The sequence below is a fragment of the Paracoccus sp. IB05 genome (assembly GCF_016405985.1).
GTDB lineage: Bacteria > Pseudomonadota > Alphaproteobacteria > Rhodobacterales > Rhodobacteraceae > Pseudogemmobacter.
Map to the genome: position 1 here is coordinate 1 of NZ_JAEFCF010000023.1, position 21,292 is coordinate 21,292.

The 21,292-nt window shown below is 63.2% G+C and carries 23 protein-coding genes; 13 read left to right on the forward strand and 10 right to left on the reverse strand.

The window, feature by feature from the left end:
- Window positions 1-101: 101 nt before the first annotated feature.
- The gene (locus JC607_RS15220) at window positions 102-815 is read right to left on the reverse strand and encodes a response regulator (RefSeq protein WP_198837759.1); all 714 of its coding nucleotides are present in this window, start codon (window positions 813-815) and stop codon (window positions 102-104) included.
- A gap of 24 nt (window positions 816-839) precedes the next feature.
- Window positions 840-1,367 carry a MarR family winged helix-turn-helix transcriptional regulator gene (locus JC607_RS15225; protein WP_092899772.1) on the reverse strand — a complete coding sequence of 176 codons (528 nt, stop codon included), beginning with the start codon at window positions 1,365-1,367 and terminating at the stop codon, window positions 840-842.
- Between the two features lie 144 nt (window positions 1,368-1,511).
- On the opposite strand from JC607_RS15225, the gene JC607_RS15230 reads away from it, so the two are divergent.
- Entirely contained in the window at window positions 1,512-2,378 is an 867-nt protein-coding gene (locus JC607_RS15230; RefSeq protein ID WP_198837760.1) for a branched-chain amino acid aminotransferase, read from the forward strand.
- Between the two features lie 223 nt (window positions 2,379-2,601).
- On the opposite strand, the gene JC607_RS15235 is transcribed toward JC607_RS15230, so the two are convergent.
- From JC607_RS15235 to mtgA, 6 genes are all read right to left on the reverse strand, one after another.
- Entirely contained in the window at window positions 2,602-3,042 is a 441-nt protein-coding gene (locus JC607_RS15235) for a glyoxalase superfamily protein (RefSeq protein WP_198837761.1), read from the reverse strand.
- 202 nt (window positions 3,043-3,244) lie between these two features.
- Window positions 3,245-3,673 (reverse strand): organic hydroperoxide resistance protein, encoded by a 429-nt coding sequence (locus JC607_RS15240; protein ID WP_198837762.1) that lies wholly within the window; start codon window positions 3,671-3,673, stop codon window positions 3,245-3,247.
- A gap of 74 nt (window positions 3,674-3,747) precedes the next feature.
- Window positions 3,748-3,927 (reverse strand): hypothetical protein, encoded by a 180-nt coding sequence (locus tag JC607_RS15245; protein WP_092899766.1) that lies wholly within the window; start codon window positions 3,925-3,927, stop codon window positions 3,748-3,750.
- 120 nt (window positions 3,928-4,047) lie between these two features.
- Complete coding sequence (gene queG / locus JC607_RS15250) at window positions 4,048-5,100, reverse strand: tRNA epoxyqueuosine(34) reductase QueG (RefSeq protein ID WP_198837763.1); 1,053 nt, start codon at window positions 5,098-5,100, stop codon at window positions 4,048-4,050.
- 55 nt (window positions 5,101-5,155) lie between these two features.
- Window positions 5,156-5,821, reverse strand: a complete 666-nt coding sequence (locus tag JC607_RS15255; RefSeq protein WP_198837764.1) for a glutathione S-transferase family protein — start codon at window positions 5,819-5,821, stop codon at window positions 5,156-5,158.
- 86 nt (window positions 5,822-5,907) lie between these two features.
- Complete coding sequence (gene mtgA / locus JC607_RS15260; protein ID WP_198837765.1) at window positions 5,908-6,684, reverse strand: monofunctional biosynthetic peptidoglycan transglycosylase; 777 nt, start codon at window positions 6,682-6,684, stop codon at window positions 5,908-5,910.
- A gap of 207 nt (window positions 6,685-6,891) precedes the next feature.
- Between mtgA and JC607_RS15265 the strand changes: the two genes are divergently transcribed.
- The gene (locus JC607_RS15265; RefSeq protein ID WP_198837766.1) at window positions 6,892-7,374 is read left to right on the forward strand and encodes a hypothetical protein; all 483 of its coding nucleotides are present in this window, start codon (window positions 6,892-6,894) and stop codon (window positions 7,372-7,374) included.
- Window positions 7,375-7,452: 78 nt separating this feature from the next.
- Here JC607_RS15265 and JC607_RS15270 read toward each other — a convergent pair whose 3' ends face one another.
- Both JC607_RS15270 and JC607_RS15275 read right to left on the reverse strand, forming a co-directional pair.
- Complete coding sequence (locus tag JC607_RS15270) at window positions 7,453-8,916, reverse strand: hypothetical protein (RefSeq protein ID WP_198837767.1); 1,464 nt, start codon at window positions 8,914-8,916, stop codon at window positions 7,453-7,455.
- Window positions 8,917-8,994: 78 nt separating this feature from the next.
- A complete protein-coding gene (locus JC607_RS15275) occupies window positions 8,995-9,789 on the reverse strand; it encodes a DeoR/GlpR family DNA-binding transcription regulator (RefSeq protein ID WP_198837768.1) in 795 nt (264 codons plus the stop codon).
- Window positions 9,790-10,117: 328 nt separating this feature from the next.
- Between JC607_RS15275 and JC607_RS15280 the strand changes: the two genes are divergently transcribed.
- From JC607_RS15280 to JC607_RS15330, 11 genes are all read left to right on the forward strand, one after another.
- Entirely contained in the window at window positions 10,118-11,524 is a 1,407-nt protein-coding gene (locus JC607_RS15280; protein ID WP_198837769.1) for an ABC transporter substrate-binding protein, read from the forward strand.
- Between the two features lie 55 nt (window positions 11,525-11,579).
- Window positions 11,580-12,449, forward strand: a complete 870-nt coding sequence (locus tag JC607_RS15285) for a carbohydrate ABC transporter permease (RefSeq protein ID WP_198837770.1) — start codon at window positions 11,580-11,582, stop codon at window positions 12,447-12,449.
- Window positions 12,449-13,342, forward strand: a complete 894-nt coding sequence (locus tag JC607_RS15290) for a carbohydrate ABC transporter permease (RefSeq protein WP_198837771.1) — start codon at window positions 12,449-12,451, stop codon at window positions 13,340-13,342. The genes JC607_RS15285 and JC607_RS15290 overlap by 1 nt, the downstream gene beginning before the upstream one ends.
- A complete protein-coding gene (locus JC607_RS15295; protein ID WP_198837772.1) occupies window positions 13,342-14,406 on the forward strand; it encodes an ABC transporter ATP-binding protein in 1,065 nt (354 codons plus the stop codon). The genes JC607_RS15290 and JC607_RS15295 overlap by 1 nt, the downstream gene beginning before the upstream one ends.
- Window positions 14,403-15,485, forward strand: a complete 1,083-nt coding sequence (locus JC607_RS15300) for an ABC transporter ATP-binding protein (protein ID WP_198837773.1) — start codon at window positions 14,403-14,405, stop codon at window positions 15,483-15,485. The genes JC607_RS15295 and JC607_RS15300 overlap by 4 nt, the downstream gene beginning before the upstream one ends.
- Window positions 15,482-15,679, forward strand: coding sequence for a hypothetical protein (locus tag JC607_RS15305; RefSeq protein WP_198837774.1), 198 nt, complete (start codon window positions 15,482-15,484; stop codon window positions 15,677-15,679). The genes JC607_RS15300 and JC607_RS15305 overlap by 4 nt, the downstream gene beginning before the upstream one ends.
- Window positions 15,672-16,688 carry a dihydroxyacetone kinase subunit DhaK gene (locus JC607_RS15310; RefSeq protein ID WP_198837775.1) on the forward strand — a complete coding sequence of 339 codons (1,017 nt, stop codon included), beginning with the start codon at window positions 15,672-15,674 and terminating at the stop codon, window positions 16,686-16,688. Before JC607_RS15305 ends, JC607_RS15310 begins: the two co-directional genes overlap by 8 nt.
- Window positions 16,685-17,305 (forward strand): dihydroxyacetone kinase subunit DhaL, encoded by a 621-nt coding sequence (gene dhaL / locus JC607_RS15315; protein ID WP_198837776.1) that lies wholly within the window; start codon window positions 16,685-16,687, stop codon window positions 17,303-17,305. The genes JC607_RS15310 and dhaL overlap by 4 nt, the downstream gene beginning before the upstream one ends.
- Window positions 17,306-17,326: 21 nt before the next feature.
- Window positions 17,327-18,214: a 3-hydroxy-5-phosphonooxypentane-2,4-dione thiolase gene (lsrF, locus tag JC607_RS15320; protein ID WP_198837777.1), complete on the forward strand. Its 888-nt coding sequence runs from the start codon at window positions 17,327-17,329 to the stop codon at window positions 18,212-18,214.
- A 90-nt stretch (window positions 18,215-18,304) separates the two neighbouring features.
- Window positions 18,305-20,251 (forward strand): SDR family oxidoreductase, encoded by a 1,947-nt coding sequence (locus tag JC607_RS15325; protein ID WP_198837778.1) that lies wholly within the window; start codon window positions 18,305-18,307, stop codon window positions 20,249-20,251.
- A 153-nt stretch (window positions 20,252-20,404) separates the two neighbouring features.
- Entirely contained in the window at window positions 20,405-21,280 is an 876-nt protein-coding gene (locus JC607_RS15330) for an MBL fold metallo-hydrolase (protein ID WP_198837779.1), read from the forward strand.
- The last annotated feature ends 12 nt before the right edge of the window (window positions 21,281-21,292 follow it).

Genomic DNA, 21,292 nt, shown 5'->3' on the forward strand with positions numbered 1-21,292 from the left:
AAAAAAAAAAGGGGGGGGGGGGGGGGGGGGGGGGGGGGGGGGGGGGGCCCCCCCCCCCCCCGCATTCGGCCCCCCGCATTCGGCCGCCTCAGTCTGGCACCTCAGTCTGGCGCCAGCATATAGCCCTCGCCCCGCACCGTCTGCAGATAGCGCGGCACCTTGGGATCATCCTCGATCTTGCGCCTGAGCCGGGTGATCTGCACATCGACCGCCCGCTCCTGCGCCTCTTCCTCGCGGCCCATATCCAGAACCAGCCGCTCGCGCGAGATCGCCTCATTCGCGCTTGCCGCAAACAGCCGCATCAAAGCGGCCTCGGTTGCGGTCAGTCGCACCAGCTCGGGCCCGCGCCACAGCTCGCCCCGGTCCATATCATAGCGCACCTGGCCCATATGCAGCATTTTTGGCGGCTGATCGGCCTCGCTCACCTGCGGCACCCGGCGCAGGATCGCGGCCACCCGCAGCAGCAACTCCTTCGGCTCGAAGGGCTTGGCGAGGTAATCATCCGCCCCCGCCTCCAGCCCCTCGATCCGGTTCGCCGTCTCGCCCCGCGCGGTCAGCAAAAGGATCGGCACCGAGGTCTTTTTGCGCAGATCGCGGGTCAGCGCGATGCCATCCTCATCCGGCATCATCACATCAAGGATCAGCATGTCGAATTCCAGCCCGGCCAGCAGCCGCCGCGCCTGGGCTGCATCCTTTGCCACAGTGACCATATAGCCGCTGCGCACGAGGAATTTCTGCAACAGAACCCGGATCCGCTCGTCATCATCGACCACGAGAAGGTGAATATCCGCCAGATGCTGCGCGGTACCAGTCATGCGTCGCTCTCCCTTTGCAACGCCTCAGGCGCCATCTCTCAGACGGTTGTAATAGTCGCGCAGGCCTGGGTCCATCATTGCCTCAAGCACCTGCCGGAAGCCCTGTACCGCCACCGGCCCCGCCGCGCGGTACGCTGCCCGCATCCGCGCACGTTGCGCATCCGAGAGGCTTTTCTCCATCGCCTCGCCCTTTTCGGTCAGGAAAAGATGCCGCTCGCGCCCGTCGCGGCGGCCCTTTTCGCTGCGGACATGACCATCATCGATCAGGCTGCGCAGCACCCGGTTCAGGCTTTGCTTGGTCACGCCAAGGATCCCCAGCAGGTTCGACACCGTTGTCCCCGGGCTGCGATGGATGAAATGCACCGCCCGGTGATGGGCGCGGCCATAATCCATCGTCTCGAGGATCCGGTCCGGATCGGCGGTAAAGCCGCGATAGGCGAAGAACATCGCCTCGATCCCTTTGCGCAGCTGCTCATCGGTCAGGAAGAGCAGGTTCTCGCCGCCGCCACCCGGAGCGGTGCCAGAAAGTTGAGACCCAGAAAATTGAGACATGGTCAGCCTCCTATTTCGGTCCAACTTACGTCAGCCTTGTTGACTTTCCAAGTCATGAAGCGTAGCGAGTCGACAGGTTGGCGCAAGATAATGCAATTGCAGCATGGGTGTCGCGCAACTTTCGTAAAAATGGAGGGCCGGGATATGGCGGCATATGACGATCGTGATGGCTGGATCTGGATGGACGGAAAGCTCGTCCCCTGGCGTGAGGCGAATGTCCACGTCCTGACCCATGCGCTCCATTACGCATCCTCGGTCTTCGAGGGCGAGCGCTGCTATAATGGCAAGATTTTCAAAGGCGTCGAACATTCGATGCGGCTGCGCAAATCGGCGGAACTCCTCGATATGGAGATCCCCTATTCGGTGCAGGAAATCGAGGCTGCCAAATACGAGATGCTCAAGGCCAACGGCTGGACCGATGCCTATGTGCGCGCGATTGCCTTCCGGGGCGCGGGCGATGAGATGGGTGTCTCGGCTGTGGGCAACCCGGTGCGTCTGGTGATCGCGGGCTGGGAATGGGGCGCCTATTACGGCGACGCCAAGATGAAGGGCGCCAAGCTCGACATCTCGAAATGGCGCCGCCCGGATCCGGCGACGATCCCCTCCGCCGCCAAGGCCGCAGGTCTTTACATGATCTGCACCATGTCGAAACACGCGGCCCAGGCCAAAGGCTGCTCGGACGCGCTGATGATGGATTACCGCGGCTATGTCGCCGAGGCGACCGGCGCGAATATTTTCTTCGTCAAGGATGGCGAAGTGCATACGCCGCTGCCCGATTGCTTCCTGAATGGCATCACCCGCCAGACGGTGATCGGTCTGCTGAAAGAAAAGGGCCTCACCGTGCATGAGCGCCATATCATGCCGACCGAGCTTGCCGATTTCGAACAATGCTGGCTGACCGGCACCGCCGCCGAGGTCACCCCGGTCGGTGAGATTGGCGGCTTTAAATTCGAAGTCGGTGCTATCGCCCGCGACATCGCGGAAACCTATGAGCGCCACGTCCGCGCGTAATACCCGGCATCATGAAATGAGAAACGGCGGAGCATTTGCTCCGCCGCTTTTGTTTGGTCCGTCGCGACAGGCCCTTGCCATGGCGCGCGCGACCGCCTTGTGCTGAAAGGTCAGCGTTTCACCGGGGATTTCAGATAGAGAGACACGCAAAGGGGGCAACGGCATATTGCGGCGCGTGAATCTGGTGACCCGAGCTGCGTTCTGCAATCCGAGGCTGTCGTGTTTATGGCGCGCGCAGGACCAGATGCGGCGCTCCGTCCGAGGTGCGGTCAAATGATCGCCCCGAGGCATCGACCACTTTGCGGATCCGGCTGCGGAAATTCGAGAAACTGTCGAATGTCACCACATCGACCGCCTGATCCAGCTGCAACTCGACCTCATAACGGCCCTCGGACAGCGCCGTGACCCCGATCACCTCGGCGAGGAAATCCTGACCCAGATAGCGTCCGGCCGTGATGTCTCCCAGTCGCACCGGCGGCTGCGGCCGGTTGCCGGCCCTTGCATGAAGCGTGTTCCAGTCGTGAAAGCCATGGGCCTTTGCCACCAGTTCCAGCGCGGCGGAATGGCTGATCTCCTGACCCTGGCGCGCCAGTTCGCTGCGCAGGGCTTTCGCCTGCGTCTTTGCCTCTTCGAGGCCCGGTAGTGCAGAAATTCTGTGTTCCATCTGCCTTGGCATCCTTATTCAGAGCGCCGGGAGATCTGGGATGGAGCCTGCATTGCCATCGAACCCGGCCTGAAACAGAAGCGGCGGATCGGTCTTTCCGGTTTCACCATGGCGAAAAGCCTGCAGGCGGCAGGGACCGGAACCCTGCCGCCCAGATAGGCGCAGATACCGTCATGGTCAAGCCCGATCCGGCCCGACCGGCTCAGGCCAGAACGGTTTCAACCTCGATATTGCCCCGGGTCGCATTGGAATAGGGGCAGATGAAATGCCCGCGCTCGACGATCTTTTCGGCCACGTCGCGCTCCACCCCCGGCAGGCTGACCGTCAGCGTCACCTTCAGGCCAAATCCCCCATCCGAACGCGGGCCAATCCCGACCTCTGCCTTCACGGTTGCCGCATCCGGCACCGTTCCCAGCTTTTCAGACCCGGCTGCAAAGCGCATCGCACCCAGATAGCAGGCGGCATAGCCGGTGGCGAACAGCTCTTCGGGATTATGCCCGAGGCCCGATCCGCCCAGCTCTTTCGGGCTGGCCATGGTGACGGTGAGCTGGCCGTTTTCGAGCCCGGCCACCCCGTTGCGGCCACCGCCCGTGGCTTTGGCCGAAGTCTTGTATTTCACGTCGACAGACATGGTCACTCCTTTGAAATGGCCCGGTCCATATCGCCGGGCCGGGGCATCCGGGCGCCTGGTCATCCGGATGGGGCTCAGACCGTGCGGCCGCGTGCGATCCGCAGGAATTGCTGCATCCGGGCGGGTCCGGCGCCTTCGCGCGGCTTGTGGAATGTGTCGCGTCCGGTCTCGCCCTTGCTGCGGGCGATGTTCAGAAAGGCCTTGACCCTCGCGCCGGTGGTGGCTGTGCGTTTGTCGGCGAGATGCCTGCTCATAACGTCCTCCTCACATGTGCTGCGTCACTGCGGGCAGTCTGGCACAAGCCGTCTTATATCCCAAGCCTGCAATCAGGAGTTTTCCGGCAGCCTCACCCGGCCCGGCCAGATCCGGCCTGTTCAGCGACCGGCCCCGGCATCGGTCAGCCGGTTCAGAGCCCATCTCGCCGCATCGGCAACGACCGGATCGGGATCCGCACAAAGCGCCCCTGCGGTGCTGGCCAGGCCGGGATCTGCCGAATTTCCGATGGCGTAAAGCACATTGCGGATGAACCGGTCGCGTCCGATCCGCTTGATCGGGCTGCCGGCAAAGCGCGCGCGAAATCCGGCATCATCCAGCGTCGCAAGCGCGGCGAGCTCCGGCGCCCCGACCTTTGGCTGATAGCCGATCTCTTTCGCCTGCTGCGCGAATTTATTCCAGGGACAGGCGGCAAGACAATCATCGCAACCATAGATCCGGTTGCCCATCCTGGCGCGCAAACCCTCCTCCACCGGCCCCTTATGCTCGATGGTCAGATAGGAAATGCAGCGCCGCGCATCCAGCTGATAGGGCGCGGGAAAGGCATCGGTCGGGCAGGCGGTCAGACAGGCCCGGCAGGAGCCGCAATGCGAAACCTCTGCGGCATCTTTCGGCAGATCAAGCGTGGTGAAGATCGAGCCGAGAAAGAACCAGTTCCCCAGATCGCGGCTGAGCAGGTTCGTATGTTTCCCTTGCCAGCCGAGGCCCGCCGCCTCGGCCAGCGGCTTCTCCATCACCGGCGCGGTATCGACGAAAACCTTGATCTCCTCGCCTGCCGTCTGGTCCAGCAGCCAGCGCCCCAGCCGTTTCAGCCGCCGCTTCACCAGATCATGATAATCCTTGCCCTGGGCATAGACCGAGACCGCCGCCCTGTTGCGCTGCTCCAGGACCTGGCGGGGATCCTCTTCCGGCGTATAGACCTCTGCCAGCATGATCACCGATCGCGCTTCCGGCCAGAGCGCCCCCGGCGCCCCCCGCCAGTGCTCGCGCTCCGCCATCCAGCCCATCGACCCATGCCGCCCGGCTTCCAGAAATTCCCTCAGCCGCGCCGCCGTTCCCGGCACCGCATCCGGCGCGCAGATTCCCATTTTCGAGAATCCCTCTTCCATCGCGCGCTTTTCCAGGCGCTCCCTGAGAAGACCGGGATCACTCATTCCTCTTGATCCAAATACTCCGGGGGTGTGGGGGCAGGCCCCCACGCGGCCGGCATCAGAAATCCAGATCGGTATATTGCCGGGGCGGCGGGAAGCCCGGCACCTGATCCGCAAGCAGCGTCCGGAACGATGGCCGCGACTTGATCTTGGCGTACCAGTCCTTCACCACCTCATGCCGGTGCCAGTCGACATCCGAGATATAGTCAAGGCTCGAGAGATGCGCCGCCGCCGTCAGATCCGCCAGCGTCATCACATCTCCGGCCAGCCAGGACCGCCGGTCCAGCAGCCAGGCCATATAATCAAGGTGATACTTGATCTTGCTCGACCCGGATTTCACATTCTTCGAATCCGGATAGCCCTCTTTCGTCAGCTTCTTGTTCACCCGCTCATAGAGCAGCTTCGACGTCACTTCCTGATGGAACTTGTCGTCAAACCAGGTGCAGAGCCGGCGCATCTCATAGCGCAGTTCGGGATCCCTCGGCACCAGCGGCGGCACCAGAACCGTCTCGTCGATATATTCGCAAATCGCCTGGCTTTCGCTCAGAAGCCGCCCGTTCAGCCGCAGAATCGGCACTTTCCCCGCCGGATTGCGCCGCAGGAAATCCTGGCCCTGTTCCCAGTAGCGTTCCTCGACCAGCTCGACCTCGATTTTCTTCTCGGCCAAAGTCAGCCGCACCTTGCGACAAAAGGGGGAAAGGGGGACGTGATAAAGACGGTTCATCTGGTTACTGCCCGCAAACTCCCCCTGTCCTAGACCCTGCGGGCCTGGCGATCAATCCCGGCACCGGTCAGAGCGGCAAAAGCGCGCTACTGAAAACAGCCGGCGCGGCCATCGGCGCGGATCGTATCGGCGCCTGACATGATCGAGGCGGTCCGTTTGCGCACAAAAGCCGAGGGTTTCGAGGCCGAGCGGCCTTTCGGATCCGGCAGCACCGCCGCCAGCCGCGCCGCCTGCAGGGCGGACAGGTTTTTCGCATCGACCCCGAAATAATGCCGCGCCGCCGCCTGAACCCCGAACACGCCCTCGTCGAATTCGGCCACGTTCAGATAGACTTCGAGGATGCGCTCTTTCGACCAGAAAAGCTCGATCACCGGGGTGAGCGCGGCTTCGGCGGCTTTGCGGGCGTAAGAGCGGTCATGCCAGAGGAAGACATTCTTCGCCACCTGCTGCGTGATGGTGGACGCCCCCCGGTTCGATCCCGAATTGATCGCGTCCCGGATCGCGGTCATGTCAAAGCCCCAGTGCTTGCAGAAATTCGCATCTTCTGCCGCCACAGCTGCGCGGCCCATCACCGGCGCGATCTCGTCCCAGGACACCCATTGCCTGTCAATCGCGCCGAGCCGCCATTTTTCCTGCATCTGATAGATATTGATCGGCGGCGGCAGGAAGCTGAACAAAAGGATCAGCACAAGGAAGAAGCCCACGACCCCAAGAACCGCCCGCAACGCCCAACGCCGGAGCTGCGCAAACGCCCCGCGCCGCCGCGTGCTTTTAGCGCCCGTCGCGCCTGCCGCGGGTTTTTTCCGTGGTTTTCGGACCACCGGCTTCTTTTCCTCGGGCTGCTCAACGATCTCGTCCGACATGATCCTGCAATGACCTGGTCAGAGGCCATGCGTCAAGTCGCGCGGCACACCGCGCCTGTGGTGCAGATCGGGGCGTTGCCGTCGGAGCCCGGCGGATCGCCGCCTGGGGCTTCAGGCCCCGGAGGCGCCTTCCCGACGGAAACCCCGGGGCGCGGCGTGGAACAGTCATGATCCAGGACGAACAGACCGTGAAAAGGAGTATCTCCCATGGCAGGACTTAAGCTTCTTCCGACCGCGCTGTGCGGCGCCCTTGCCCTGATGCCGCTGAGCGCATTTGCCCAGGAGGCCGCAGCGCCGGCCCCGGTGCAAAATGCGGAACAGGGGGCAGGCCCCGGCTCCGGTCACGGCGCGCGCTTTGCGCGGGCTCCGATGATCCGGCTCGATTTCGGGGCCGGGCGGACCATCAGCGTACAATGTGGCGAGACCGCAATTGCCGCCTGTGTCGAGGCGATCACGCCGCTGGCCGAAAAGCTGGCCGCGACCCCGGCAGCGGGCCCCGGCAAAGACCGCGATCACGCGAAGGGCCAGGGCAGGGATCACCACAAAGGCCATGGCAAAGATCACGGCAAAGATCGCGGCAAAGGCGAGGCCGGGTTTAAACGTGACAAAGCGGGCCAGGGGCAGGACAGGCCCGCTGCTGCTCCGGATGCTCCGGCAGAGGTGCCGCCGCCTGACGCACCGGCTCCGTAATCCTGCTCCGGGCGCGTGACTGCCCCCGGATTTTTCCCCCGAGCCTGCGATGGTCGTGAAATGCGCGACGCCTGGCTGTCAGTGTGCCGGCAGCGGGCCGATATCGCCGGGCCGCATCCAGAGGATCGTAAGATCCTCTGTCGCGGTTCTCAGCAGCGCCCCGCCAGCCCCGGTGCTGACGATCCGGCCACAGGTTTCGGCCGCCGCCTCGCGGGTCACACAAAGCTGATCCGCCTCGATCCTGTAGCGGAAACCGGCGGCGGGCTCGCCTGAAGGATAGGCCCTCCCGGCGCCATTCTCGCCAAGCCAATAGGCAATACGTCCCGCTCCGTTTTCCAGCAGCACCGACTGGCCGGGCGCGAAAGACTGGACAGCGGGCAGGTCAGGATGGGGCGCGACCACCGGCGGATTGGCGTAAAGCGTGCGGAAATCGGCGGGTTCCACCCGTGCCATAGCGCGTAATTCGGCCAGCGGCGTGTAATGCGGCAATGTCTGCCAGAGATCGAACAGCCGGTGCTGCGGTACCGAATCTTCGCTCACCCGTTCAAACCAGGCGGTATAGGGCGGCGTGGCCGGGGCATCATGGTAGAACAGGCATTGGTGATGCCGCGACAGAACTTCGCGGAAGAAGGGCGGCGCTGTCTCATCCACGCCCCCGACCGGCAGGTCCCAGGTCGCGGGGGGCAGGCGGGCTTCGGGCTCATAGCCCTCTTCGGGCAGATTGACCTGCCAGGCCCAGGAGCTCAGATCCGGATCGGTTGCGTCCTGCCAGCCCCTGGCCTGCAACGAGAGATTGTTGCAGGCGCGCATCCAGGTGGCCTCATCGGTCTCGATCGGCGGCACACCGGCAAGGCGGATGTCATAGAGGCCGGCCTTGCCGGTGGTGTCGATCATATAGGGATGGGCCGGATCACGATGCGAGAGCATCCCGACCAGGAGCTGCGGATGGAACCGGGCGGTGGGCGTATAGCTGTCGATGCCGGAAAACAGGTCGGTCAGCCCGGCCATATAATCCAGCACGGCATTGCCATCGGGCAAATCAGGCGCCAGAAAGCCCAGCCTTCCCCCGGTATGGAGCGCCCGCATCGGCATCCGCGCGCCGCCCTCCGAATTCGAGGAGGCGGCAGACCCGGCCATGAACGCCACCGCACAGGCGCCGAAACACTGCGCGCCATCCGGCACCACGGTCGCAAGCGCGCTGTCGCGGATCACCCGGGCCAGCGCCAGCGCCTCGGAGGCATCGCCTCCGGCGCTGTTGAGGCAAAGCACCTGGCCCTCGGCCCCGGTCCCGGACATCAGACTGGTCGGGCGTCCGCGCTCGATGCTGTCATCTTCGAGCATGGCTTCAAGCCGACCGGCATCCCCCGGTTCGATCCCGCCTTTCAGGCGGAGGCTGCAGCTGCCCGAGACCAGCCCCGCCGCATCGCGCAATGCGGGGTCAATGAGCGAGATCTCGGCCGCATGGGTCGCGCGCGGCGCTGACAGCATAAGGCCGCACAGCAGAGCCGCAGCCAGAGGGGTCGGGATCAGTCTGTCTTGCATCGCGCTCTCCGTTCCGGACAGCGCAATAACACCTGGCAAGCGCTTTGGGATCAAGCGCTTTGGCGGGCTGAAAGCCCGTCAGACCAGCTCGACATTCGCTCCGCCGTCGCGCATGCGCTGAAGGCTGGCCTCCGGCACGTTTCCGGCCAGCAGGATCAGGTCGAATTCGGTCAGATCAGCCACATAATTCAGCGCGGTGAAGCCGAATTTCGACGCATCCGCCAGCAGGAATTTCCGCCGCGCGCTTTTCATCATCGCCCGTTTCGCGCGCATCACCAGCTCGTCGGGGGTAAAGATCGCCATGCCCTGGATCGTCGTTGTCGACAGGATCGCGACATCGACATGATAACGCCCGATGGCCTCGTCGCAGGCGGCGCCGAAATAGCCGTCATAGCCCTGATGATAGCGCCCGCCGGTTGAGATCAGGTCGATATCAGGCACCCCCCGCAGCCGGGCGAGCACCGGCACCGCATTGGTAACGACGGTGAGCGGCGTCACCTCGGGCAGGAAATCGCAGATATGAAACACGGTCGAGCTGTCATCGGCCATGATCGCATTGCCGGGCTCCAGCCGCGAGACGGCGGCACGTGCGAGGCGGCGTTTCTCATCGACCTGGTTGCGGGTGCGATATTTATAGCTGCTTTCGAACAGGAGCGATTTTTCCGCCGAAACCGCGCCGCGCACCCGGCGCACCAACCCCTCGCGCTCCAGCTCGTAAAGGTCGCGATGCACGGTCATGAGGCTGACCCGGAGCTGTTCTGCGAGGTCGCGAATCAGCGTGGTGGAGCCCGACATCAGGATCTGGAGGATCCTTTCACGCCGGCGTTCCGCTTTGGAGAGGGATTGCACGGGGTCGGAAATGTTGGATTCCATCAGATGTCCGGGGGTTGATCTTAACATTCACCTCTTGATGCGCGAGACGGAATGATATGTCCAGCCTCTCGCTTCGATGAAAGAATCGCGACGCTGCTTTGCAGAAATCTGCACTAACAGGCGATTTATACGCAGATTTTGGGGCGTATCCTCTGAGAAACTCGCTGCGGCTGCGAAGGGGGTTTTGATAGTAACACCGTAAAAATTTCATGAATCGTGATGTGTTTCACATTTATCTTGCTGAAAATTGCAACCAGGCATTAGCGTTGTCTCTACGGGAAACAGGCGGAGGAGGAAGCCGCCGGGCCCGGTCAGGGAGGAGAGAGAGATGAAGTATCGCAGCACGCTTCTGGCGTCTGCCGCGGTGGCTGGCATGTTATGCGGCACTGCCGCCCGTGCCGACACCACGCTGACGTTTGTCTGGCATGCCGGCACCTGTGCCGATGCCATCATGGATATTGCGAAAGACTACCCCGACAAAACTGTGAAAGTCGTGCCGGCTCTGGTGCCTTACGGGCCGGAATGGCACAATAAGATCGCGTCCGAATTCGCGATCCAGGGCGATGCGTTTGACTTTGCCATGTGGGACAGCCAGTCGACCGCTGAATTTGCGGGCGGCGGCCATGCCGTCAAGATCAATGATATTTTTGACCAGTCAACCTATCTGAAAGCCGATATTTTCCCGGCCTCGTCGCTGTCGCAATATGGCGAATACCCGGATGGATCGGGCCAGTTCTACGGGCTTCCTGTGAACCAGGACGCTTACGGGCTGATGTATCGCAAGGATCTCTTCGAGAATCCCGGGGAACAGGCGGCCTTCAAGGCGAAATACAACCGCGACCTGAAAGTGCCGGAAACCTATCAGGAGGCGAAAGAGGTCGCCGAATTCTTCACCCGTCCCGATCAGGGTCTTTACGGCTGGGGTCAGATGGGCGGGCGCGATTACGATTTCGCGACCACGGCCTCGAACAGCTATCTGTGGTCCTTTGGCGGCGAGCTTTACAATCCCGCGACCATGGAGGTGGAGGGCTATCTGAACTCGCCCGCTTCGATTGATGGCGTCCAGGCCTATGTCGATATGTTCAAATACGGGCCGCCCGGGTCTGGCAACTGGGGCTTTGACGAGGTGAATGCCTCGTTCCAGCAGGGCCAGCTCGCCATGGCGATGCAGTGGTTCTACTTCAACGGCTCGAACGCCGATCCAAAGGTCTCTACCGTGGCGGAACAGACCGGTTTCGGCATCCTGCCCGGCGCGGTTGGTCGTGACGGGTTGTTCCGCCGCCAGTTCTCGGTCGGTGGCCAGGGCATGGGGATCAACAAATACTCGAAAAAACTCCCCGAGCTGGTGAAGTTCATGGAGTGGTACTTTCAGCCCGAGCAGCAGACCCGCTATGCCGCCGTCTGCCAGACGGGCCTGAAAGCCGTGTTGGAAAGCCCGGAATGGCAGGGCTTGAACAGCTATAACAGGCAATTCTCGACCGCACTGCAATATCTGAACGATTACTGGCACTTGCCGGAATATCCGGTGATGCTGGATATCCTGCAGGAAGAGGTCTCGAACGCGATTTCGGGCTCCAAGACCGTCGAGCAGGCGCTGACCGATGCCGCCACGCGCCATGAACGCACGCTGGAGCGCGCCGGCTACAAGATCGACCGCAAAGGCGGCGCGCCGGAGGTGCCGGATACGGTGATCTCGCCGGCAGGTCAGGCGGAAGTGACCCCGGTCAATCAGTGATCCTGCCGGGGGCTGCCTCTGGTGGCCCCCTCAACTCTGCCAGTCCGGGGGAAACATGTCCGGTTCACACACCGGATCAGCCGCGATCACCCGCTGGGTCATGATCGCACTTCTGATCCTCTACACGATCTACAATCTTGGCCCGATCCTCTGGCTGGTGATTTCCTCGCTGAAAAGCCGCGCGGACCTGTTTTCGATGCCGCCGAAACTGGTCTTCACGCCGGATTTCTCGGGCTATCAGAGCGTCTTTGGTGTGGGCGCCGCGAAAGACAGCGCGGCCTCGATCGGCGTCTTCCGATCCCTCGTGACCAGCGTGCTGGTCTCGACCATCGGCACCTCGGTCGCGGTGCTGCTGGGGACGCTGGCGGGCTATGTCTGTTCGCGCTTTGATTTTCGCGGCAAGGGCGATTTCATGTTCTTCGTCCTGTCGACGCGGATGCTGCCGCCGGTCGCGGTGCTCGTGTTCTACCACATGATGTTCGCGCAGCTGGGGCTGGCGGACACGCGGATCGGCCTGATCCTGATCGCGGTTTTCATCAATGTCGGCCTTGCGACCTGGATCATGAAGGGCTTTTTCGACGGTGTCCCGCGCGAAGTGGAACAGATCGCCATCGTGAACGGCTATTCGCGCCTATACGCGTTTCGCAAGCTGGTGCTGCCGATGGTCAAGGGGGGAATCGCCGCAACCGCCGGATTTTGCTTCATCTTCTCGTGGAACGAATATGCTTTCGCCTCGATCCTGACCACGACAAAGGCGCAGACTTTGCCGGTCAAGATTTCGACCGCCTCTGGCGCGACCGGCATTGAATGGACGCAGATCTGCGCCGCCGGGGTGGTGCTGATCGTACCGGTGCTGATCTTCTTCTGGCTGATCCGCAAACATCTGCTGATGGGCATGACCTTTGGCGTGCTGGGGAGGAAATGATGGATCAGCCCCTGCAAAAGAGATCGACCGGGCGGCTGATGATCCTCGGGTTCCTGTCGCCGACCATTCTGCTCCTGTTGTTCATGGTCGCCTATCCGATCATCAGTCTGGTCTATTACAGCTTCCATAACTTCTCGGCGATGCGGCCGGCGGATGGGATGAGCTGGGCGGGCCTTGGGAATTACGAATACCTGCTGACGGATAGTGCTATCTGGCAGCGCTTTGTGTTCACCGGGAAATTCGTGTTCATCTGCGTGACGATGCAGATGATCCTCGGGATTTTCGTCGGCTATCAGCTGCAAAAGACTTTCAGGGGCCGCGATTTCCTGTTCACCGCGCTGATGCTGCCGATGATGCTTTCACCGGTCGTGGCGGGGTTCCTGTGGCGCTATATGCTGAATTCGGAATGGGGGGTGGTGAATTTCCTTCTCTCCGGCATTGGCCTGCCGAAGATCGAATGGCTGAGCCAGGCGACACCAGCCTTATGGGCCGCTGCGGTGGTCGACACCTGGATGTGGACGCCCTTTATCGCGCTGCTCGCAACCGCCGCCTTTCGCGGCATCCCAGAGACGATCTATGAGGCCGCCGAGGTCGATGGCGCCAGCCCGGCCTATGTCTTCTTCCGCGTCACCCTGCCGATGTCGGCGCCGGTGCTGTTCATCGCGCTGATCCTGCGGCTGATCGACTGTTTCAAACAATATGACCTTTTTGTCGCCTTCACCGGGGGCGGGCCGGGATCCTCGACCGAAACCGTCTCCTTCGCCGTCGCCAAAACCGCCTTTTCCTACTTCTACACCGGCGAGGCGTCGGCGCTGGCGGTGATCCTTCTGTGCATCATTATGGGGCTTGCGATGATCCTGGTGCGCCACCTCTCACAAATGGGGGAACGCTGATGGCGCGGATTGATCTGAAGGATCTGACCATTCGCTTTGGCGGGTTTACAGCGGTCGATAACGTCAATCTGACGGTGAATGACGGCGAGTTCGCGGTCTATCTCGGTCCGTCCGGCTGCGGCAAGACCACCACCCTGCGCGCGATTGCCGGGCTGGAACAGGCGACATCGGGCGATATTCTCTTCGACGGCAAACGGGTCAATGACCTGAAACCCTCGGAGAGAAACATCGCCATGGTGTTCCAGTTCGTCTCGCTCTACCCGAACCTTTCGATTGCGGAAAACATCATCTTCCCGCTGAAAGCGCGGGGTGTGGCGCGGGCCGAGATCGCGCGGAAACTCGACTGGGTGACGGGGGTGTTCAGGCTCGGCGATGATCTGAAACGCCGCCCCGGCAGCCTGCCGCCCGGCGCGCGGCAAAAAGTGGCGCTGGCGCGGGCGGTGATCCGCGACCCCGCCGTTTTGCTGCTCGATGAACCGCTTTCTGCGATTGATGAGCAATTCCGCGAGGAGATGCGGTGGGAGCTCGGCCATTTGCAGCGCGAGCTGGGGGTGACGACGATCTATGTCACCCATGACCAGCGCGAGGCGATGTCACTGGCGGACCGTATCGTATTGATGAACCATTCGAAAATCGTCCAGGTGGCCGAGCCGGACCGGATCTTTTTTCAGCCGGCCTCTATCTTTGCCGGCCAGTTCATCGGCTCGCCTTCGATGAATCTGATCGACCTTATCCCGGTTGCAGGGGGGCTGCGTCTGGGTGACAGCCCGGTGGTGATCAGCCAGTCCGAATTGCCGTCGGGCCTGACGGCAAAAGGGCCGCTGAAACTCGGCATCCGCCCGCGCGATTTACGGCTCGTCTCGGGCGAGGGCCATGCCCTGGCGGTCGAAGACACTTTCTCGGTCGGGCGCGAGAGGTTTTTCACCTTCTCCATCGGGGATCAGATCCTGCAAGGCACCGATCACCGGACCGCTCCCGGCGACGGCGCCGTCACCCTGGCCCGCGAGGGCATGATGTTCTTCGATGCCGCAACCGGGTTGCGGATCACGGAGGTGGCGGCATGAGCGCGATGCTGGAACTGAAAGGTGTTTCAAAAGCTTACAAGGGCAAGCAGGCCCTGCGCGGCATTGACCTGACGGTGGAGGATGGCGAGATCCTTGCGCTGCTTGGCCCGACGGGGGCAGGGAAAAGCTCGACCCTTCTGACCAGTGCAGGGCTTGTCGAGCCGGATCGCGGCACGGTTCACCTCGCGGGTCGCGATGTGACCGAGGCCGAGGCGTCATCGCGCGATGTTGCGGTGGTGTTTGAAGGCTTCAACCTGCTGCCGGTGCTGAATGTGCACGACAATATCGCCTTCGCGCTGCGCTCGCCGAAATATCGCGAGCCCGAGGCCGAGATCGCCATCCGCGTGTCCCGCACAGCCGAGCTTTTGCGGATCGGGCATCTCCTCGACCGCGACACCGGCACGCTGTCGGGGGGCGAGAAACAGCGCGTCTCGATCGCCCGCGCGCTGGTGCGGCGGCCAAAGCTCTATCTGCTGGACGAGCCGCTTTCCGCGCTGGATCTGAAACTGCGCGAGGGGCTCCGGGCGGAACTGCGTCAGATCCACCGCGAACATGGCACGACCATGCTATATGCCACGCATGATTATCACGGCGCCATTGCCATCGCCGACCGGATTGCCATCGTCAATGACGGTCGCGTGCTGCAGACCGGCCGTATCGCTGACATCTATGCCCGCCCCGCCGACGCCTTTGTCGGGCGGCTGATTGGCAGCCCCTCGATGGCGTTTTTCGAGGCAGACCTGACGGGTGACGGCATCATCGTGCCAGGCTGGGAGGGCGCGCTCGACCCTGGCCGTTTCGGGCGGATCACGGCAAAGGGACCGGTCAGTTTGGGGATCTGGCCCGAGGATATAAGCCTTGGTCAGGGCCATGAGGGGCGCATCTACGCGCTCGACAATCGCGGCTATGAGGCGGCGGTGCAGGTCGAGACCCGTGCGGGCATGTTTCGCAAAGTGCTTGAAGGCGGGCCGGTACCGCTTCAGGGCGAGGCGATCCGCTTTTGCCCCAGGCCCGGCGCGGGGTTTCTGTTTGACCGCGCGACAGGGGCGCTCGTCTCGCATCAGGAGGGAGGCGCATGATCATGTTTTACCGTCTTGCAAGCGGGCTGATCATCCTTGGCTTTCTGATGCTCTGCCAGCCCTTCACCCATGATCTTTTCGTCATCGGATTTCCCGTGCTGCTGATCGGAGTGATCCTGTTTATGATCCTCGACCATATCCCGGCACGCCAGATCAGGGAAAACCGGGCCGCAGCGGAGGACAGAAATGGCTAAACCGATCAAGAAAATCCTGAACGACCCGCGCCGCGCGGTGCATGAGATGCTCGACGGGCTGGTGCTGGCCTCGGACGGGCGCACGCGGCGATTGCCGGGCGTCGATGCCATCGTGAAGGCGGAAATCCCCGAAGGCAAAGTCGCGCTGCTGATCGGTGGCGGATCTGGGCATGAGCCGCTGTTCCACGGCTTTATCGGCGAGAATATGGGGGACGGCGCCGCCTGCGGCCAGTTCTTCGCCGCGCCCGCGCCGCATATCGTTTATGAGGCCGCAAAGGCGGTGCATCGCGGCAAAGGCGTCTTGTTCCTTTACGGCAACTATGCCGGTGACAATATGAATTTCGACATCGGGGCCGAGATGCTCGCCGATGAGGGGATCGAGGTCCGCACCCTGCGGGTCACCGATGACGTGGCCGCAGCCCCGCCGGAACGGATGCATGACCGGCGCGGTATCGCGGGCGATCTGTTGATGATCCGCGTGGCCGGCGCGGCTGCGGCGCATCTGGGCAGCCTTGATGAGGTTGAGCGCGTGGCGAAAAAGGCGATGGCGGGCCTCAGGTCGATGGGGGTTGCGGTGCTTGCCGGCTCGATCCCTGAAACCGGCAAGCTGACCTTCGAGCTTGCCGATGATGAGATCGAAATCGGCATGGGCGCGCATGGCGAGGCGGGGATCTCGCGGCAGAAGCTCGGGACTGCCGATGAGATCACCGATCAGATGATGGAAAAGATCCTCGCCGATCTGCCGTTCCGGAAAGGCGACGAGGTCGCGCTGCTGATCAACAATCTCGGCGCCACGACGATGATGGAGATGCTGGTGGTGAACCGCCGGATCCGCCAGATCCTCGCGGATCGCGGCATCACGGTGCATCGGTCAGATGTTGGCACCTGGGTCACCTCGCAGGAAATGGCGGGGCTGTCGATCTCGCTGATGCGGCTGGACGCGGAGCTGAAGCATTATCTCGACATGCCCAGCCGGTCGGTTGGCTATTCCAGCCTGGAGGCGAAATGATGCGGGTTGATGAGGCAGGCGCGGCATTGATGCTGGCAGCGGTGGCACGGGCGGTGCTCGACCGGGTGGACGATCTGACCGATGCCGATCTGGCGATTGGGGACGGGGATCACGGCATCGGCATGCGGCGCGGGTTCGAGGCGGTCGAGATGGTGATGGAGGCGCCGCCGCCGGGCATTGATGGCGTGTTCCGCGCGGCGGGCATGGCGATCATGTCGAATACCGGCGGGGCGGCGGGGGCGGTGTTCGGCTCGGTCTTTACCGCCGGGGCTGCGGCTTTCGCGATGCAGGAAGAGATCACGGCTGAGGGGTTCACGGCGTTTCTGGCCGCAGCCGAGGGCGCGGTGCAGCGCCGGGGCGGCGTGGCGGAAGGGGCGAAGACGATGCTCGACGCGCTGGCGCCGGCCGCGCGGGCGGCGGCAGGCGCCGATGACCTGCAGGCGGCGACTGCGGCGGCGGCCAAGGCGGCGCTCGCGGGTGTCGAGGCGACCAAAGCGATGATCGCGACGACTGGCAAGGCGCGATCCCTCGGGGAGCGATCCATCGGGCATCCCGATCCGGGGGCGATTTCGATGAGCATCATCCTCGGCGCGATGCGGGATTACGTGGCCGGCTGAGGCGGCCGTTAGGAGGCAGTTATGGCAGATCTTGACGATATCAAAGACGGTAAGGACTGGGGCGCTGATCGCCCCGCCGATACCAGCCGGTTCTTCCTGAAAGGCGCGGCGCATCATGACTGGGGGATGAAAGCGCGGCTGTCGCAGATCTTCCGTCCCGAGACCGGTCGCACGGTGATGCTGGCCTTTGATCACGGCTATTTCCAGGGGCCGACGACCGGGCTGGAACGGATCGATCTGACCATCGCGCCGCTGGCGCCCCATGCCGATGTGCTGATGTGCACGCGGGGCGGCCTGCGCAGCTCAATCCCGCCGGAATCGCGCCGCCCGATTGTGCTGCGCTGTTCGGCGGGGAACTCGATCCTGACCGAATTGTCGAATGAGCTGGTGGGGGTCGAGATCGATGATGCGATCCGGCTGGGCGCCAGCGCCATGGCGGCGCAGATCTATATTGGCGCAGAATATGAGCATAAATCCATCGCCAATGTGGTGAAGCTGATCGATACAGGCACAAGATACGGCATCCCGACCATGGCGGTGACCGGGGTTGGCACGGATATGGTGCGCGATGCGCGTTACTTTGGCCTCGCCACAAGGATCGCGGCTGAGATCGGGGCGCAATTCGTGAAAAGCTATTACACCGATGAGGGGTTCGAGCGGATCACCCTTGGCTGCCCGGTGCCCATCGTGATTGCGGGCGGCAAGAAGCTGCCCGAGGCGGAGGCTCTGGAAATGGCGTATCGCGCCATCGACCAGGGCGCGGCAGGGGTGGATATGGGGCGCAACGTGTTCCAGTCCTCAGATCCGGTCGCGATGCTCAGGGCGCTGGCGGGCGTGGTGCATGAGGGCCTGAGCGGCGCTGCGGGCTATGAGATGTTCCGCGATCTGGCACAGCGCCAAACGGCCTGACACCTGACCGCCTGAAGTTCAACCAAATGCAGTTTAATCACGGGCGATCCTGTCGCCCGCTGGCCGGGTCATGCCCGGAGGAGGTTTGTGATGCGAAATCTCTGGGATGAGACGGCGGCTTCCGGCCTCACGGGGCTGGCACTCAGGGCTTATTCCTCGTGGCTGATCGGGCAGGATCCGGGTCTCGTTCTGCATGGCGGCGGCAATACTTCGTGGAAAAGCGAGGCGCGCGATCTTTACGGCGCGATGCTGCCGGCGATCTGGGTCAAGGCCGCCGGGTCCGATCTGGGGCATATGGGCGAGGAAGGTTTTACCGGGCTGGAACTGGCGCCGCTGCTGGCGCTGGCAGAGCTGGAAACGCTTTCCGACAGCGCGATGGTGGCGGCGGTGAAACGGGCGCGGCTTGACCCGGATGCGGCACCGGCCCCGATCGAGGCGCTGGTTCATGCGCTGATCCCGGCGGCGTTTGTCGACCATTGCCATGCCGATGCGGTGCTGACCCTGTCAAATGCGGGCGGGCGGGCGCTGCTGCAGGCGGTCTGCGGCGCGCGGCTGTTGATTCTGCCCTATGTGAAACCGGGCTTTGAGCTCGCGCGCCAGATCCGCCAGGCGCTGGCCGGGGCGGGAAGAGCGGGGTTTGACGCGATCCTCCTCGAACATCACGGCGTCTTCACCTGGGGCGAGACGGCGCGGCAAAGCTATGACCGGATGATCAAGATCTGTGGCGCGGCTGAGGCCTGGATCGCGGCAAATCTCGCGCCCCTGACCGAGGCGCGACCCGAGCCTGATCCGTTGGGCGTCGCGCGGCTGCGCGGCCTTGTGTCGCGCGCGGCGGGGCGGGCGCTGATCGCGCGCCCGGCAGGGGCGGTGCCGCCCGGCGAGGTCGCGACCCTGGCCGAGCGCGCGCGTCACGGCACCCTGAGCCCGGACCATGTGATCCATCTGAAGCCCTTCCCGATGCTTGTCGGGTCTGACCCTGCGGCCGGCCTCGCGCAATTTTCTGAGGCCTATCGCAGCTATGCGGCCCGGGCCGGGAACCCGGATCTGATCCCGCTGCCCGACATGCCGCATTGGGCGCTGAACCCCGACGGATCGGCGTTCAGCTTTGGCCCGACCCTCGCGCGCGCGCGGGTGGTGGCGGAGATGGCGCAGGCCAATCTCGTGGCGCTGCGCCGCGCGGCGCAGATCGGGGCCTGGCAGGGGCTGACCGAAGCGCAGCTTCGCGACCTGGAATATTGGGAGCCGGAGCAGGCCAGGCTGAAACGCCAGACCGTACCCCCGGTGCTGGCTGGGCGGGTTGCGGTGGTCAGCGGGGCGGCGGCCGGGATCGGTCGCGCCACTGCCGAAGCGCTGGCGGCGGCGGGTGCGGTGGTGATCGGGCTGGATGTTGACCCTTCGGTGCGCGCGCATATGAACCGCGACGGCTATGACAGCATCACTGCCGATCTCACCGATGAGAGGGCGGTGGCCGCGGCGCTGGATCAGGTGGTCTGCGACTATGGCGGGCTTGATATCCTTGTCTCGAATGTCGGCATCTTCCGTGCCGGTGCGCCGGTCGAGACCCTGGGGGATCAGGTCTGGGACGATACACTGGCGGTCAATCTGACATCGCACAGGAAGCTTTTGAAACAGGCGATCCCCTTTCTGCGCCAGGGTGTCGATCCGGCTGTCGTTTTCATCGGATCGCGCAATGTCGCAGCGCCGGGGCCGGGGGCGGCGGCCTATTCGGTCTCGAAAGCGGGGCTGACGCAGCTGATGCGGGTCGCGGCGCTGGAGCTTGCGCCTGAAGGGATCCGCGTCAATGCGATCCATCCGGATGCGGTGTTTGACACGCGCCTCTGGACGCCGGAGGCGCTGGAGACCTCGGCGCGGCGCTATGGGCTGACGGTGGAGGCGTATAAATCGCGCAATCTGATGCGGGCTGAAGTGCGCTCGGCGGATGTGGCCCGCGCGGTGCTGGCACTGGTCGATGGCAGCTTTTCCCGCACCACCGGCGCCCAGATCCCTGTCGATGGCGGCAATGATCGCGTGATCTGATCCCGGATTTCCTGTATCTGAAAGGAAGAGTGTCCGCTATATTCTGGTCGGGCAGAATATTGTTCCCTTCTGTGATTGCGTATCTGCGGAAAAGCGTATATATTTGCCTGAGCCGACAGGCTGCCGGTATATGTCCGGAATGAAGAGGCAGCTATGACACCCCGTCCCGAGGTTACCGGCTTTTACGAGGCCCGCACCGGATCGGTTCAATATGTGGTGGCGGACCCCGTCACAAAGGCCTGTGTCATCATCGACCCGGTGCTGGATTATGACGAGAAGTCGGGCGCGACCGCCACAATCGAGGCCGATCGCCTGCTGGCCTTTGTCGCAGAGCGCGGTTACCGGCTTGACCAGATCCTCGACACCCATCCCCATGCCGACCATTTCTCGGCCGCAGATTACCTGAAACGACAGACCGGCGCGCCCATTGCGATCGGGGCGAAGGTGACAAAGGTTCAGGCGCTGTGGAACGGGTTTTACAACCGGGATCTGGCCGCAGACGGATCGCAATGGGACAGGCTATATGACGAGGGCGACACATTCATGGTCGGGGAAATCCCGGCCAGGGTGATGTTCTCGCCCGGTCACACCATGGCCTCGGTCAGCTATGTGATCGGCGATGCGGCTTTCATCCATGACACGATTTTCATGCCTGATACCGGCACCGCGCGGGCCGATTTCCCCGGCGGCAGCGCCAGGGTGCTGTGGCATTCGATCCAGGAGATCCTGGCACTTCCCGATGCGACGCGGCTGTTCACCGGCCATGATTACCGCCAGGGCGGGCGCGCGGCGGCCTGGGAATCCACTGTCGCCGAACAGCGGGCAACCAATATCCATCTCTCGAAACACCCGGGCGAAGCCGATTTCGTCGCGGTGCGCGAGGCGCGCGATGCGACCTTGCCGATGCCGAAACTGATCCTGCATGCGCTTCAGGTGAACACCAATGCGGGCCGCCTGCCAGAGCGTGAGGCCAATGGCACGCGCTATCTGAAAATACCGCTCGATCTGTTCAGAACCGTCTGGGAGTGATTGCCATGCACA

Excerpts from the sequence above, each read along its gene's own strand:
- JC607_RS15300 (WP_198837773.1), top strand. The coding sequence starts at position 14,403 with ATGAGCGCGATGCTGGAACTGAAAGGTGTTTCAAAAGCTTACAAGGGC.
- JC607_RS15240 (WP_198837762.1), bottom strand. The coding sequence starts at position 3,673 with ATGTCTGTCGACGTGAAATACAAGACTTCGGCCAAAGCCACGGGCGGT.
- JC607_RS15225 (WP_092899772.1), bottom strand. The coding sequence starts at position 1,367 with ATGTCTCAATTTTCTGGGTCTCAACTTTCTGGCACCGCTCCGGGTGGC.
- JC607_RS15275 (WP_198837768.1), bottom strand. The coding sequence starts at position 9,789 with ATGGAATCCAACATTTCCGACCCCGTGCAATCCCTCTCCAAAGCGGAA.
- JC607_RS15330 (WP_198837779.1), top strand. The coding sequence starts at position 20,405 with ATGACACCCCGTCCCGAGGTTACCGGCTTTTACGAGGCCCGCACCGGA.
- lsrF (WP_198837777.1), top strand. The coding sequence starts at position 17,327 with ATGGCAGATCTTGACGATATCAAAGACGGTAAGGACTGGGGCGCTGAT.
- JC607_RS15220 (WP_198837759.1), bottom strand. The coding sequence starts at position 815 with ATGACTGGTACCGCGCAGCATCTGGCGGATATTCACCTTCTCGTGGTC.
- queG (WP_198837763.1), bottom strand. The coding sequence starts at position 5,100 with ATGAGTGATCCCGGTCTTCTCAGGGAGCGCCTGGAAAAGCGCGCGATG.
- JC607_RS15285 (WP_198837770.1), top strand. The coding sequence starts at position 11,580 with ATGTCCGGTTCACACACCGGATCAGCCGCGATCACCCGCTGGGTCATG.
- JC607_RS15230 (WP_198837760.1), top strand. The coding sequence starts at position 1,512 with ATGGCGGCATATGACGATCGTGATGGCTGGATCTGGATGGACGGAAAG.
- JC607_RS15295 (WP_198837772.1), top strand. The coding sequence starts at position 13,342 with ATGGCGCGGATTGATCTGAAGGATCTGACCATTCGCTTTGGCGGGTTT.
- dhaL (WP_198837776.1), top strand. The coding sequence starts at position 16,685 with ATGATGCGGGTTGATGAGGCAGGCGCGGCATTGATGCTGGCAGCGGTG.
- JC607_RS15235 (WP_198837761.1), bottom strand. The coding sequence starts at position 3,042 with ATGGAACACAGAATTTCTGCACTACCGGGCCTCGAAGAGGCAAAGACG.
- JC607_RS15310 (WP_198837775.1), top strand. The coding sequence starts at position 15,672 with ATGGCTAAACCGATCAAGAAAATCCTGAACGACCCGCGCCGCGCGGTG.
- JC607_RS15290 (WP_198837771.1), top strand. The coding sequence starts at position 12,449 with ATGGATCAGCCCCTGCAAAAGAGATCGACCGGGCGGCTGATGATCCTC.
- JC607_RS15325 (WP_198837778.1), top strand. The coding sequence starts at position 18,305 with ATGCGAAATCTCTGGGATGAGACGGCGGCTTCCGGCCTCACGGGGCTG.
- JC607_RS15280 (WP_198837769.1), top strand. The coding sequence starts at position 10,118 with ATGAAGTATCGCAGCACGCTTCTGGCGTCTGCCGCGGTGGCTGGCATG.
- JC607_RS15255 (WP_198837764.1), bottom strand. The coding sequence starts at position 5,821 with ATGAACCGTCTTTATCACGTCCCCCTTTCCCCCTTTTGTCGCAAGGTG.
- JC607_RS15270 (WP_198837767.1), bottom strand. The coding sequence starts at position 8,916 with ATGCAAGACAGACTGATCCCGACCCCTCTGGCTGCGGCTCTGCTGTGC.
- JC607_RS15245 (WP_092899766.1), bottom strand. The coding sequence starts at position 3,927 with ATGAGCAGGCATCTCGCCGACAAACGCACAGCCACCACCGGCGCGAGG.
- JC607_RS15305 (WP_198837774.1), top strand. The coding sequence starts at position 15,482 with ATGATCATGTTTTACCGTCTTGCAAGCGGGCTGATCATCCTTGGCTTT.
- JC607_RS15265 (WP_198837766.1), top strand. The coding sequence starts at position 6,892 with ATGGCAGGACTTAAGCTTCTTCCGACCGCGCTGTGCGGCGCCCTTGCC.
- mtgA (WP_198837765.1), bottom strand. The coding sequence starts at position 6,684 with ATGTCGGACGAGATCGTTGAGCAGCCCGAGGAAAAGAAGCCGGTGGTC.